This window comes from Curtobacterium sp. B18 (assembly GCF_000333375.1).
GTDB lineage: Bacteria > Actinomycetota > Actinomycetes > Actinomycetales > Microbacteriaceae > Curtobacterium.
In genome coordinates this window covers 1-13389 of the sequence record NZ_BACZ01000079.1, presented here as the reverse complement: position 1 = coordinate 13389, position 13389 = coordinate 1, and the positions used below count along the sequence as shown (strand labels likewise).

The 13389-nt window shown below is 71.4% G+C and carries 11 protein-coding genes, 1 tRNA gene and 2 pseudogenes; 3 read left to right on the top strand and 11 right to left on the bottom strand.

The features are described from left to right. The 7 genes and pseudogenes from I5E_RS25150 to polA all read right to left on the bottom strand — a co-directional run. On the bottom strand, positions 1 to 188 hold a 188-nt coding region (locus I5E_RS25150), incomplete at its 3' end, for a hypothetical protein (RefSeq protein WP_222836441.1). After that, on the bottom strand, positions 185 to 1681 hold the full coding sequence (locus I5E_RS02305; RefSeq protein ID WP_022905571.1) for a class I adenylate-forming enzyme family protein: 1497 nt from the start codon (positions 1679 to 1681) through the stop codon (positions 185 to 187). The genes I5E_RS25150 and I5E_RS02305, both read right to left, overlap by 4 nt. A 22-nt stretch (positions 1682 to 1703) precedes the next feature. After that, positions 1704 to 2735, bottom strand: a complete 1032-nt coding sequence (locus I5E_RS02300) for a BPSS1187 family protein (protein WP_022905570.1) — start codon at positions 2733 to 2735, stop codon at positions 1704 to 1706. Then, positions 2732 to 3334, bottom strand: coding sequence for a dephospho-CoA kinase (coaE, locus tag I5E_RS02295; RefSeq protein ID WP_022905569.1), 603 nt, complete (start codon positions 3332 to 3334; stop codon positions 2732 to 2734). The genes I5E_RS02300 and coaE overlap by 4 nt, the downstream gene beginning before the upstream one ends. 94 nt (positions 3335 to 3428) lie before the next feature. Beyond that, on the bottom strand, positions 3429 to 4895 hold the full coding sequence (rpsA, locus tag I5E_RS02290) for a 30S ribosomal protein S1 (protein ID WP_022905568.1): 1467 nt from the start codon (positions 4893 to 4895) through the stop codon (positions 3429 to 3431). Positions 4896 to 5084: 189 nt separating this feature from the next. Continuing rightward, positions 5085 to 6763 (bottom strand): annotated as a pseudogene (locus tag I5E_RS20980) (DUF885 domain-containing protein). A gap of 162 nt (positions 6764 to 6925) precedes the next feature. After that, entirely contained in the window at positions 6926 to 9598 is a 2673-nt protein-coding gene (gene polA / locus I5E_RS02280) for a DNA polymerase I (protein WP_031261136.1), read from the bottom strand. Positions 9599 to 9698: 100 nt separating this feature from the next. On the opposite strand from polA, the gene I5E_RS02275 reads away from it, so the two are divergent. Both I5E_RS02275 and I5E_RS02270 read left to right on the top strand, forming a co-directional pair. Further along, positions 9699 to 10067, top strand: coding sequence for a PaaI family thioesterase (locus I5E_RS02275; protein ID WP_148286828.1), 369 nt, complete (start codon positions 9699 to 9701; stop codon positions 10065 to 10067). A gap of 29 nt (positions 10068 to 10096) precedes the next feature. Next, the gene (locus I5E_RS02270) at positions 10097 to 10480 is read left to right on the top strand and encodes a VOC family protein (protein ID WP_022905564.1); all 384 of its coding nucleotides are present in this window, start codon (positions 10097 to 10099) and stop codon (positions 10478 to 10480) included. Positions 10481 to 10484: 4 nt separating this feature from the next. Here the strand turns inward: I5E_RS02270 and I5E_RS02265 are convergent, their stop codons facing one another. The 4 genes from I5E_RS02265 to I5E_RS20975 form a co-directional block, all read right to left on the bottom strand. Continuing rightward, positions 10485 to 10955, bottom strand: coding sequence for a GNAT family N-acetyltransferase (locus I5E_RS02265; RefSeq protein WP_031261135.1), 471 nt, complete (start codon positions 10953 to 10955; stop codon positions 10485 to 10487). Positions 10956 to 11084: 129 nt separating this feature from the next. Then, complete coding sequence (locus tag I5E_RS02260) at positions 11085 to 11690, bottom strand: ANTAR domain-containing response regulator (protein ID WP_022905562.1); 606 nt, start codon at positions 11688 to 11690, stop codon at positions 11085 to 11087. A 113-nt stretch (positions 11691 to 11803) separates the two neighbouring features. Continuing rightward, a tRNA-Leu gene (locus tag I5E_RS02255) sits at positions 11804 to 11884 on the bottom strand. Positions 11885 to 11893: 9 nt separating this feature from the next. Further along, complete coding sequence (locus tag I5E_RS20975) at positions 11894 to 12955, bottom strand: HAMP domain-containing sensor histidine kinase (protein WP_261974840.1); 1062 nt, start codon at positions 12953 to 12955, stop codon at positions 11894 to 11896. A 31-nt stretch (positions 12956 to 12986) separates the two neighbouring features. On the opposite strand from I5E_RS20975, the pseudogene I5E_RS22480 reads away from it, so the two are divergent. Continuing rightward, positions 12987 to 13389 (top strand): annotated as a pseudogene (locus I5E_RS22480) (hypothetical protein); the annotation flags it as partial.

Here is a 13389-nt window from a genome sequence, read left to right as displayed (position 1 = left end):
ACCGTGTGGCTGGTCGTGTGCACGCCGATGACGCAGGCGAAGGTCAGGATCCGCAGGACGTCGACCTCGTAGAGGTGCCGGGGCTTCCCCTCGGCGGTGCGGGTCGGCGTCTGCACGGCGCGCGAGGACGCCGGGGCGGCGCCCCCGGACACAGCGGCAGCACGCGGCACAGAGGCACTGCCGGTCACGGCTGCTCGGCCATCGTCCGCACCTTCGCCCGCTGGACCTTGCCGGTCGGCGCCCGCGGCAGGTCGGGCACCACGACGATCTCGACCGGGCGTCGGAACCGGGTGAGCCGGGCCTCGGCGCGTGCCGTGAGGTCGGCGACCAGGGCATCGGCGTCCACGACCTGGTCCGGCTGCGGGATCACGTACGCGATCGGCACCGCGCCCAGGACGTCGTGCGGCCGCCCGACCACCACGGCCTCGAGCACGCGGTCGTCCCCGAGCAGCACGTCCTCGACCTCGGACGGGTAGACCTTCTCGCCCCCACGGTTGATGACGTCGTCGGAGCGTCCGGCGAGCGAGACCCAGCCGTCCGCCGAGACCGAGCCCACGTCGCCCGTGCTCAGCCAGCCGTCCGCGTCGAACCGTTCGGCCGCGCGCCCGAAGAGGTACCGGTGCACGATGCCCGCGCCGCGGATCCAGAGAGCACCGACCTCGTCGGCGGGCAGCACGGAGCCGTCCTCGCCCCGGACCTGCACCTCGGACCCGACGGGCACACCGACGGTCCCGACCCGCGCCGGAGCGTCGAGCGGGGTCGCGGTGATCTGCGACGCCCCCTCGGTCATCCCCCAGCTGACGACGAGCGGCACGTCCCCGAGCGCCTGCCGCACCGGGTCCGGCAGCGGTGCGGAGGCACTCCGGACGAACCGGAGCCCCGCGGGGAAGTCGAGCGGACCGGTCTTCGCGAGGACGGCGAGGATCGCGGGCACGGCGTTGAGCCACGTGATCCGACGCTCGGCGAGGAGCTCCCAGAACCCGGTCCGGCGGAACCGTCGATCGACCACCAGGGTCGCACCGGCGACGAGGGTGGCGAGCAGCCCCACGACCTCGGCGTTGACGTGGAAGAGCGGGAGCGAGTTGAACCCGCGGTCCTCGGGGGTGAGCCGGTTGTGCCGCGCGACCGCGCGGGCGACGAACAGCAGCTGCGACTCGGGCAGCTCGACACCCTTCGGGGTCCCGGTGGAGCCGGAGGTGAACAGCACGACCGACCCCTCGCCGGGTGCGTCCGGACTCGCCGTCGGCAGGTCGCCGTCGCGCACGCCGGCCGGGAGGAACGTGGCCGCGTCGATTCCGCTCGCGGGCGCGCCCGGGATGGTCGCGTCCACGGCACGGTCGGTCACCACGATTGAGGCGCCGCCGATCAGGTCGGCGAGACGGCCCGGTTCCGTGGTCGGCTGCCCGGTGTCGACGGGGATCGCCCGACGCCCGGTCGCGAGGGCGGCGAGGTGCACGACGGCGAAGGAGAGCGGGTCGCCGAGGTCGACGAGAACCGCTCCGGACGGTGCGACCCCGATCGCGTCGAACGTCGAGGACCACGCGGACACCGCGTCGTCGAGCGCACGGTAGGTCAGGACGCGGTCGCTGCGCGCGTCCTCGAGGTAGTTGCGCTCGGCGTCCTGCTCCGCCCGGGAACGGATGGTCGAGCGCAGGTCGGGTCCTTCACCTGCTTGCTGCACGGACTCAGAGTATTGCGGGATCCTATGACGGGTCCGAAGGGAACCGGTGGAGCAGCCACTGCCACAGCCCCTCCATCCGCGGGAGCCCGTCCGGACCGATCGGCGTCGAGTCCTTGATCGTCCGCGAGTGGCTCTCGCCCGGCGAACCGACCTGGATGTCCGTGAGGATCGCGTGGGGGTCCTGGCCGGCTCCCGGGGGTGCCGTGTCGGTGCGGAACGGCCCGGTGTCGCCGTCGAGGCCGAGTACCTTCCACGACCCGCGTATCCGGGGCCCGAACACGTCGCGGACGTCGTCGATCGCGTACATCCGGTCGACCGGCGTCCTGCCGGGGCGGTCCATCCAGGCCGCGTGTTCGCTCCCGAGGGACTCCACGGGCGACGAGAACATCAGCGCCCCACGGACCGAGCGGATGTGCGCGATGTACGCCGCTTCGCCGCCGCCCTGCGAGTGCCCGGCCACGACGATGTCCTTCCACGCGATGTCGGAGTCACCCTGCACGAAGCGCCCCCACCCGCCCTCGGGGTCGTGGTCGTCGAGGTACGCGATCGCGTCGCGGAACCGGGAGACGATCGACCCGGACGGCTCCACCGAACTGAACCGGGACGGACGGGTGCCGTCGAACCGGTTGCGCTGCACCGTGCCGTAGCAGCTCGGGTCCGCCTCGCAGGTCCCCGACAGGGTCTTGCCGAGGTTCCAGTAGTCGAGGCCGAGCACGTGGTAGCCGTCGCGCAGCGCCGTGGACAGGAACAGCTGGTAGTCGGCGGGCCGGGCGCGGGTCGCCGGCAGGAAGAGCAGCAGCGGGCCACCCGAGTCGGTCCGTGCCGCGAAGTCGTCACGGTTCGGCTCGAGCCGCTGTCCGTTGATGGTGCCGAGTCGGAAGCGGTGGAACTCCCCCGCCGGACCGTGCTCGTCGCCGCGTGGTCGATCGGCTGCGGCGACCCGGCCGTGCTCGGCCACGCGTTCCCCGCCGAGGACGTTCGCCGCGACGAGCGACGCGGCACCGATGACGACGAGGACGACGACGGCGATGACGAGGAGCAGCCGGTGCTTCATCGGCCGATACGGTTCCAGACCGCGTCGGCGGAGCGGAGCGTGTCCGCGAGGCTCCCCGTGGCGTCCACCACGTGGTCGGCGAGTGCCAGCCGCTCGGCGTCGCTCGCCTGCGCGGCCACACGGCGCTCGGCCTCGTCCCGGGGCATCCCGCGGTGCTCCACGAGGCGCTCGATGCGCTGGGCCGCGGGGGCGTCGACCACGACGACGGCGTCGAACCGCAGGGGGCGGCTCCCCCGTGCCTCGGCGAGGAGTGGCACGTCGTAGACCACGACGGCGTCCGGGTCCGCGCGCTCGGCGGCGTCGAAGGCCGCCTGGGCGAGACGCCACACCTCGGGGTGGGTGATCCCCTCGAGGTCCTTCCGCGCTGCGGCGTCGGCGAACACGATCGCGCCGAGCGCCGGCCGGTCGAGTGACCCGTCGGCCGCGATCACGCCGGGGCCGAACCGCTCGGCGACCTGCGCGAGGCCGGGACTGCCGGGGGCGACGGCGTCACGGGCGAGCCGGTCGGCGTCCACGACGACCGCACCGCGCTCGGCCCACCGGCCGGAGACGGTCGACTTGCCCGCGGCGATGCCGCCCGTGAGACCGATGATGCGCACAGCGACAGGGTACCGACCCACGCCGCACGAACGGCCGGAAGCCCGGCACCCCTTCTCAGGGATGCCGGGCTTCCGGTGCGGGAGTGCTGCTCGATCAGTTGGTCGAGCTGAGCTTCTCGCGGAGCGCTGCGAGCGACGCGTCGTCGGCCAGGGTGCCCTGACCGTTCGACTCGGTCGCGAACGTCGACGACGACGACGAAGCGGTCGCCGGGAGGTCGAAGCCACCCTGCGCCTCGTCGGCGATGGTCTTCGCGACCTGCGCCTTGTGGGCTTCCCAACGCGCCTGGGCGGCGGCGTACTGGCCCTCCCACTCGGTGCGCTGGGTGTCGTAGCCCTCGAGCCACTCGTTCGTCTCCGGGTCGAAGCCGTCCGGGTACTTGTAGTCGCCCTTGTCGTCGTACTCGGTCGGCATGCCGTAGAGCGCCGGGTCGAACTCGGTGCCCTCGGGGTCCACGCCCTCGTTCGCCTGCTTGAGGCTGAGCGAGATGCGGCGACGGTCGAGGTCGATGTCGATGATCTTGACGAAGACCTCGTCGTTGACCGAGACGACCTGCTCGGCGAGCTCGACGTGCTTGTTCGAGAGCTCCGAGATGTGCACGAGGCCCTCGATGCCGTCGGCAACGCGGACGAAGGCACCGAACGGCACGAGCTTCGTGACCTTGCCCGGCGCGATCTGACCGATCGCGTGGGTGCGGGCGAAGACCTGCCACGGGTCTTCCTGCGTGGCCTTGAGCGAGAGCGACACGCGCTCGCGGTCCAGGTCCACCTCGAGGATCTCGACGGTGACTTCCTGACCGACCTCGACGACCTCGCTGGCGTGCTCGATGTGCTTCCAGCTGAGCTCGGAGACGTGGACGAGACCGTCGACGCCGCCGAGGTCGACGAACGCACCGAAGTTGACGATCGACGACACGATGCCCTTGCGGACCTGGCCCTTGTGGAGGTTGTTGAGGAACGTGGTCCGGGACTCGGACTGCGTCTGCTCGAGCAGCGCGCGGCGCGAGAGGACGACGTTGTTGCGGTTCTTGTCCAGCTCGAGGATCTTCGCCTCGAGCTCCTGGCCGAGGTACGGCGTCAGGTCGCGGACGCGACGCAGCTCGATGAGCGAGGCCGGGAGGAAGCCGCGGAGACCGATGTCGACGATCAGGCCGCCCTTGACGACCTCGATGACCGTACCGGTCACGACGCCGTCGGACTCCTTGATCTTCTCGACGTCGCCCCAGGCGCGCTCGTACTGCGCACGCTTCTTCGACAGGATGAGGCGACCTTCCTTGTCCTCCTTCTGGAGAACCAGGGCCTCGACCTCGTCGCCGACCTCGACGACCTCGTTGGGGTCGACGTCGTGCTTGATGGAGAGCTCGCGCGAGGGGATGACACCCTCGGTCTTGTAACCGACGTCGAGGAGGACCTCGTCGCGGTCGATCTTCACGACGGTGCCGGAGATGAGGTCTCCGTCGTTGAAGAACTTCAGGGTCTTCTCGACCTCGGCCAGGAAGTCATCAGCCGAGCCGATGTCGTTGATGGCGACCTGCTTGGGAGCCTTGGTCGTGGTGGTTGTCATGTAGAGATTGCTCCGAACGGACATGAGTCGGGCCAGACGGCGAGGGAGCGACCCCCTGGTCCGAACCGGATGCCGGTTCGAGCCGTCCTGGCGATGTGTTTGATGAGCGCGGATTGCGCCGCACAAGTCTAACCGCAGCGGGCGAGCGCCCACAACCGGGCGTGTCGGTTCGTGACGACGCCCGGCGGATCAGTCGAGCAGGGCACTCCGGAGCGTGTCGAGCCCGATGCTGCCGAGCGCGAGCGCGCGGTGGTGGAACGCCTTCAGGTCGAAGGCGGCACCCTCGCGGGCCGCCACCTCGTCGCGGATCGACTCCCAGACGCGCTGCCCGACCTTGTACGACGGCGCCTGCCCGGGCCACCCGAAGTATCGGGCGACCTCGAACTGGACGAACTCGTCGGACATGTTCACGTTCTGCCGCATGAAGTCGAGCGCGTACTCCCACGTCCACGCCCCGCCGTCGGGGTTCGTCTTCTGCAGGTGGACGCCGATGTCGAGCACCACACGAGCCGCACGCATCCGCTGCCCGTCGAGCATGCCGAGCCGGTCGCCGTCGTCGTCCAGGAAGCCGAGCTGCTCCATGAGGCGCTCGGCGTAGAGCGCCCAGCCCTCGACGTGGCCCGAGGACCCGGCCAGTTGCCGCCGCCACGTGTTCAGCTCGCCCCGGTTGTAGACGCCCTGGCTGATCTGCAGGTGGTGACCGGGGACGCCCTCGTGGTAGACCGTCGTCTTCTCGCGCCAGGTGCCGAACTCGGTGACGCCCTGCGGCACGGACCACCACATGCGGCCGGCGCGCGAGAAGTCGTCGGACGGGCCGGTGTAGTAGATCCCACCCTCCTGCGTCGGCGCGATCCGGCACTCGAGGCGCTTGATCGGGTCGGCGATGTCGAAGTACCTGCCGTCCATCGCACGGATCGACTCGTCACTGGTCTCCTGCATCCACCGCTGCAGGGCGTCGGTGCCGTGCAGCACGCGGGCGGGGTCGGCGTCGAGGACCTCGATCGCCCGGGCGACGCTCGCGCCGGACTCGATGCGGTCGGCGATGCGCTCCTGCTCCGCACGCATCCGGGCGAGCTCCTCGATGCCCCACTGGTACGTCTCGTCGAGGTCGACGACCGCGCCCAGGAAGCGTCGGGAGTGCAGCTCGTACGCCTCGCGCCCGACGGCGTCCACGGGCGTCGCGAGCGGCATGAGCTCGTGCTCGAGGAACTGCCCGAACGACCGGTAGGCGGCCGCGGCGACCTCGGCCCCGCGGGCCAGCTCGACACGGAGCGCCTCGGGCACGGACCCGCCGTCGTCGAACGCGGCACCGTCGACGAGCTGTCGGAAGACACCGTCCTCGGCGCCGGTGCGGGTGGCCTGTTCGGCGATGAGCGCCACCTGGCGGCGCGCCGGCGTCACGTCCTCACGCGTGCCCTCGAGCAGGGTCTCGCGGATGCCCTCGATCGCGTCGGGGAGGGCGTGCAGACGGCTCGCGATGTCCTGCCAGTCGGACTCGGTCGCGGTCGGCATGAGGTCGAGGACGTCGCGCACCGACTGCGCCGGGCTGGCGATGACGTTGAGGTCGCGGAGGTGCAGCTTCCGGTCGAAGGACTCCTGCACGAGGTCCAGCTCGGCGCCGAGGTCCGTCTTCGTCACCCGGTCGACGGCGTCCACCGCGTCGGCAGCGTCCAGCGCGCGCTTCGCCGCACGCGCCGCGTCCGCGAGGGCCGCAGCACCGGCGGGCGACGTGTCGCCGTACTCCCCCGTCCGCCCCGGGACGCCGATGTACGTGGCGACGGTCGGGTCGAGGTCGACGAGGGTGTCACCCAGTCCTCGGCGACCCGGTCGACGGCGGAGGGCTGGCGGACGGGACGGTCATCGGTCATGTCCTCGACCCTATCCACGTCGGCGCACGACGTGGAACCCGTGGGACGGGAGGCGCGGTGTGGGCCCGCACCGTCCCTCCGGGCACGGCCGCCACGCCGTCGGCGCGTCGCGCCGGTACCGGCTGGTGGGGCCCAGCTCGCGGGCCGACAGGCGGTCGCGCGTCAGTGCGCCGCCGCCTCCCAGTTCGGGCCGACGCCGACGGACACGTCCAGCGGGACGCTGAGCTCGGCCGCACCGCCCATGCGGGTGCGGAGGATGTCCTCGACCCGCTCCTGCTCGCCGGGAGCGACCTCGAGGATGAGCTCGTCGTGCACCTGCAGGAGCAGGTGGGAGTCCAGCCCGCCGTCGCGGAGGTCGGCGGCCACGCCCAGCATCGCGATCTTCATGATGTCGGCCGCCGATCCCTGGATCGGCGCGTTCAGGGCGGCGCGCTCGGCGTTCTCGCGGAGGACGCGGTTCGGGCTCTTCAGGTCCGGGAACGGACGACGACGGCCGAAGATCGTCTCGGTGTAGCCGTCCTCGCGCGCCTGCTCGACGACGCCGCGCAGGTAGTCGCGGACCGAGCCGAACCGGGCGAAGTACTCGTTCATGAGCGTGCGCGCCTCGGACTGCTCGATGCGGAGCTGCTTCGACAGACCGAACGGGCTGAGGCCGTACGCGAGGCCGTAGGACATCGCCTTGACCTTCGTGCGCATCTCGGGCGTGACGTCGGCGGGTTCGACCGAGAACACCCGGGCGCCGACGAAACGGTGCAGGTCCTCGCCCTCGTTGAAGGCCTGGATCAGCCCCGGGTCACCGGACAGGTGCGCCATGATGCGCATCTCGATCTGCGAGTAGTCGGCGGTGATGAGCGTCGTGTAGGGCTCGGCGACGGCGAACGCCGAGCGCACGCGACGCCCGACCGCGGTCTTCACCGGGATGTTCTGCAGGTTCGGGTCGGTCGACGAGATCCGGCCGGTGCTGCTGCCGGTCTGCTCGTACCGGGTGTGGATGCGACCGTCGACGACCGCGGCGTCCAGCGTGTCGACGATCTGACGGAGCTTCGTGGCGTCACGGTGCTGCAGCAGCAGGCCGAGGAACGGGTGCGGGTGCTGCTCCTGCAGGTCGGTGAGGCTGGCGGCGTCGGTCGAGAACCCGGTCTTGGTCTTGCGGGTCTTCGGCATCGCGAGCTCGGTGAAGAGCACTTCCTGCAGCTGCTTGGGCGACCCGAGGTTCACCTCGTGCCCGATCTCGGCGAAGGCCTGCTGCGCGAGTTCGGCCGCGCGCTCCCCGAGGTCGTGCGAGAGCCCTGTGAGCACGGGACGGTCGATCGCGACGCCGGTGGTCTCCATGCCGGCGAGGACCGGCACGAGCGGGAGCTCGATGTCGTCGAGGACCCGCAGCGACGACTCGTCGAGGCGGGCACGCAGCGCCGTCGTGACCCGGAGCACGAACCACGCGTGCACGCCGACGTTCACCGGGTCGGTCTCGGGGACGAGCTGGTTCGGGTCGGCCGTCGGCAGCTCTTCGCCGAGCTCCTGGTAGACGAGGTCGGCGAGCGGCTGTCCCTGCTTGCCCGGCTGTGCGAGCCACCCGATAAGGCGGGCGTCCCCGGCGATGCCGTTCACCTCGAACCCGGCCGTGGCCAGCGCCTTGATCGCGGTCTTGGCGTCGTGGAAGTGCTTCGGGGCGTCGGACGCGAACCACGCCGAGAGCTGCTCGTAGTCCTTCGCGCCGCTGCCGCCGGGGACGAGGACCGCGTCGTCGTGCGTCGCGATGCCGATGGCGCTGAGGCGTCCGTCGATGACCTCGACGGCGACGCCGTAGCCGTTCGCCGCCTCGGCCGCGTTGCGACGCTCGAGCCAGTAGCCGAGTTCCTCGTCGATGAGGGTCTTGACCGACGGCGGCGTCGGCGCCCCGCTGTCGACCGACCCCGCGGGCTCGGTGGCGTCGGACGGCTCGCCGGTACCCGCGACCTTGAACACGCGGTCGAGCAACGTGCGGAACTGCAGCTTGGCGAAGAGCTCACGCACCGCGGTCTCGTCGAGGGGCCGCAGCGCGACGTCGGCCGGGCCCACGGGGAGCTCGACGTCGTTGACGAGACGGTTCAGCTTGCGGTTGCGGATCGCGCGGTCCCGCTGCTCGCGGAGGTTGTTGCCGACGACGCCCTTGATCTCGTCGGCGTGCTCGAGCACCCCGTCGAGCGAACCGTACTGGGTGATCCACTTGACGGCGGTCTTCTCGCCGACCTTGTCGATGCCGATGAGGTTGTCGCTGGTCTCCCCCACGAGCGCGGCGATGTCGGGGTACTGGTGCGGCTCGATGCCGTAGCGCTCGTAGACCTTGTCGCGGTCGTAGCGGGTGAGCTCGGAGACGCCGCGGACGGACGGGTACAGCAGCGTGACGTCGTCGTTCACGAGCTGGATGGAGTCGCGGTCGCCGGACACCACGTACACCTGGTAGCCCTGCTCGGCGCCCTGGCGGGCGAAGGTGGCGAGGATGTCGTCGGCCTCGTAGTCCTCCTTCGTCACGGTCGTGATGCCCATCGCCTCGAGCGCCTGCTGCAGCAGCGGGATCTGCCCCTTGAACTCGGCCGGGGTCTCGGAACGGGTGCCCTTGTAGTCCTCGTACTCGCGGGTGCGGAACGAGAACCGCGAGATGTCGAACGCGACCGCGAGGTGGGTCGGCTTCTCCCGCTGGAGCAGCATCAGCAGCATCGAGATGAAGCCGTGGATGGCGTTCGTGTGCTGCCCGTCGCGGTTCACGAAGCTGTCGACCGGCAGCGCGTAGAAGGCCCGGAAGGCGAGCGAGTGGCCGTCGATGACCATGAGGGTAGGCTTTGCGGAGTCCGACACCCGGACAGCCTACCGACGCCATCCGACACGGGAGTCCGCCAGCGTGACCGACGAAGCCACCTCCACGAAGGGCGTCGACGGACGGCTCGCCGAACGCGGCATGGGCGAGCTCGCCGAGAAGATGGGCATGGTCATCACGGAGCTCTCCGCCGAGCGCGCCGTGGGGACGATCCCGGTCGAGGGCAACCGGCAGCCGGTCGGGCTGCTGCACGGCGGCGCGTACGTCGTGCTCGCCGAGAGCCTCGGGTCGATGGCCGCGAACGTGCACGCCGGTCCCGGTCGGTACGCCGTCGGCATCGAGCTGAACGCCTCGCACTCCCGGAGCGCCACGAGCGGCCTGGTCACCGGCACCTGCACGGCGCTGCACCTGGGGAACACGCTCACCACGCACGAGATCGTCCTCACCGACGACCAGGGGCGGCGCTGCTCCACCGTGCGCATCACCAACATGATCCGCGAAGCCCGCTGATCCCGGCGGGCGTCACGAAGGAGTGACCCGTGCCCGCCACCGACTGGAGGATCGAACTGATCCTCGTCCCCGTCAGCGACGTCGACCGATCCCGCGCGTTCTACGAACGGATCGGCTTCTCGATCGACCACGACCAGCGCGTCTCCGACGAGCTCCGCTTCGTGCAGGCCACCCCGCCCGGGTCGGCCTGCTCCATCGCGTTCGGCGAGGGCATCATGTCGCCGGACGTCGTCCCGGGTTCGCTCAAGTCGATCCAGGTCGTCGTGCCGGACGCCGACGAGGCGCTCGCGCACCTGCAGGGGCTCGGCGTCGACGCGATCGGCGTGGACGAGCTGGCCTGGGGTCGCTTCGTCTTCTTCACCGACCCCGACCGGAACGCCTGGACCCTGCAGGAGCTGCCGTCGCGCGGGTGACGGGTCAGTCCTCGGGCGGCCGCTGCAGCAGCAGTCGTGCATCGCCGAACCCGAGGCGGCGGTAGAGCGTCTCGCCCTCGACGCTCGAGTGCACCGACGTCCGCTCGACACCGAGCTCGTCCGCGACGTCGAGCAATGCGGTCACGAGACGCTTCGCGACACCGGCGCCCCGCAGGTCGGGGTGGACGTAGACGGTCTGCACATCCGCGGTGAGCCGCCGTCCAGGGCGGTCCGGGGTCGGGGGCCGTGCGACGAGCCCGAGCCACGCCATGCCGACCACCCGCCCGTCGCGCTCAGCGACGACGCAGCGGTGGGTCTCGGGGTGGGCGGCGGCGAACGCCGACATCGCCTCGCGGTAATCGTCCGGGGTCGCGCCCGGCGTCGCACCGCCTTCGCCGACGCTCCACCGCCAGCGCAGGTCGGCCACCGCCGGCATGTCGTCGGGCCGGGAGGCACGGATCACCACGTCGTCCATCGCTCCACCCTGCCAGGTGGTCGGGTCCACCGCAGCAGACCACCGGGCCGCCGCACCCGGTCCGTCGACGGACGACGAGAGCGCCGCCTCCCCGAGGGGAGACGGCGCTCTCGTGCGAGCGACGGGGCGCTACTTCTTGGCGCTGAGCTGCTCGATGATCGCCTTGGCGACGTCGTGCATGGTCAGCCGACGGTCCATCGAGGCCTTCTGGATCCAACGGAACGCCTCGGGCTCGGTGAGGCCCATCTTCTCGTTGAGCAGGCCCTTGGCGCGGTCGACGAGCTTGCGGGTCTCGAAGCGCTCGACGAGGTCGGCGACCTCGGCCTCGAGCGTGATGATCTGCTGGTGCCGCGAGAGGGCGATCTCGATCGCGGGGAGCAGGTCGTTCGGCGTGAACGGCTTGACGACGTAGGCGAGGGCGCCGGCCTCGGTCGCACGCTCGACGAGGTCCTTCTGGCTGAACGCCGTGAGGAGGACCACGGGGGCGATGTGGTTCTTGGAGAGCTTCTCGGCGGCGGAGATGCCGTCGAGCTGCGGCATCTTGACGTCCATCACGACGAGGTCGGGACGGAGGTCGGTGGCGAGCTGCACGGCGGTCTCGCCGTCACCTGCTTCGCCGACGACGTCGAACCCGTTGTCGCGGAGGATCTCGACGATGTCGAGGCGGATGAGCGACTCGTCCTCGGCGACGACGACGCGACGGGGTGCTGTTGCAGTTGCTTCTGTGTCACTCACACGCAAGAGCCTACTAGACACCGGAACGCGCGTTCGTCAGGCGGCGCATGCCGCGTTGTACGAGTGGCGGGACGGTCGGACCAGGACTGTCCCGCACGCCGTGAGCCGCGTTGTACGAGTGGCGGGACTCGAACCCGCACGCCGTGAGGCAGAGCATTTTGAGTGCCCCGTGTCTACCGTTCCACCACACTCGCTGGCGGACATCAGGCTAGCAGGGCGCCCGCCCTCGGACGCGCACCCTCCGGCACCGTCGGGCTCGTCGCGAGGCGCAGCTCGAAGACCGCGCCACCGAGGTCCCCGTCGGGCCCGTGGACGAGCGACCCGCCGTGCGCGAGCGCGATGCCCCGGGCGATGGGGAGCCCGAGCCCCGCCCCACCGGAGCGGACGTCCCGGGCGTCCTCGAGCCGGACCAGCCGGTCGAAGACGCGCTCGCGGTCGGCTGCCGGGATGCCCGGGCCGTCGTCCTCGACCCGGAGCAGCGCGTCGTCCGGCCCCGCGCGGAGCGTCAGCCGGACGCTGCCCGTCCCACCGGTCGCCCGCGCGGCGTTGTCGACCAGGTTGCCGAGGACCTGCGCGAGCCGGTCCGGGTCCACGTCGGCGTCGACCGCGTGGTCCGGGACGTCGAGGTCGAGCTCCACCCCGGGGAGCCGGATCCGGAGCCGATCGGCCTCGGCACGCAGCCAGTCGACGAGGTCGGTGCGGCGTCGGTCGAGGGCGATGCCCCGGTCGAGGCGCGCCATCGTGAGCATGTCGTCGACGAGGCGTGCCGCGCGGTCGGCCTGCCGGACGACGTGCACGGCCAGGACCTCGTTCGTCGCGGGGTCGTCCGGTCCGTTCCGGACCAGGGTGTCCGCGGCCGCCCGGACGCCGGCGACGGGGGTGCGGAGCTCGTGGGCCGCGTCGGAGAGGAACGCGCGGACCCGTTCCTCGGCGGCGACCGCCTGCGCCTCGGCGCCCTCGACCGCGTCGAGCATCTCGTCGAGGGCGAGTGCGACCCGGCCGATCTCGGTGTCGGTGCGTGACGGGCGGAGCCGCCGTCCGCGGTCGCCCGCGGTGATGGAGCGGGCCGCCCGGGTCATCTCGTCGAGCGGCCGCAGGGAGCGGCGGACGACGAGCACGACCCCCACGACGGCGACCCCGAGGAACGCGGCCGACGCCCCGCCCATGACCCAACCGAGCTGTGTCAGGGTCTCCTGCACGTCGCGGGTCCCCGCGGTCAGGGTGATGCGGGTTCCGTCGGCGAGGTCGGAGCGGAGCGTGAGCACCCCGTCGTCCTCGTGCACCGACGACGACGTGATGGTGGCCCCGGCGGTGGCGGACGACGCCGTGCCGGAAGACCCCGAGCCGGACGACGCCGTGCCGTTCGACGCCGTGCCGTTCGACCGGCCGCTGCACGACTCCCTCGCCGGGGACCGCATCGAGCGGATCATGGGCATCGTCAACGGCACGACGAACTTCATCCTCGACCTGATGGACCGCGAGGGCGCGACCTTCGAGGACGCCCTCGCGACGGCCACCGAGCTCGGCTACGCCGAGGCCGACCCGACCGCGGACATCGAGGGCTACGACGCCGCGCAGAAGGCCGCGATCCTCGCCTCGCTCGCGTTCCACACCTCGGGTCCGCTCGCCGCCGTGCACCGGGAGGGCATCACCTCGGTGACGATCGAGCAGGTCCGCGCGGCGCGGAAAGGGCCGGCTA

Excerpts from the sequence above, each read along its gene's own strand:
- I5E_RS02300 (WP_022905570.1), bottom strand. The coding sequence starts at position 2,735 with ATGAAGCACCGGCTGCTCCTCGTCATCGCCGTCGTCGTCCTCGTCGTC.
- rpsA (WP_022905568.1), bottom strand. The coding sequence starts at position 4,895 with ATGACAACCACCACGACCAAGGCTCCCAAGCAGGTCGCCATCAACGAC.
- I5E_RS02275 (WP_148286828.1), top strand. The coding sequence starts at position 9,699 with ATGGGCGAGCTCGCCGAGAAGATGGGCATGGTCATCACGGAGCTCTCC.
- I5E_RS02265 (WP_031261135.1), bottom strand. The coding sequence starts at position 10,955 with ATGGACGACGTGGTGATCCGTGCCTCCCGGCCCGACGACATGCCGGCG.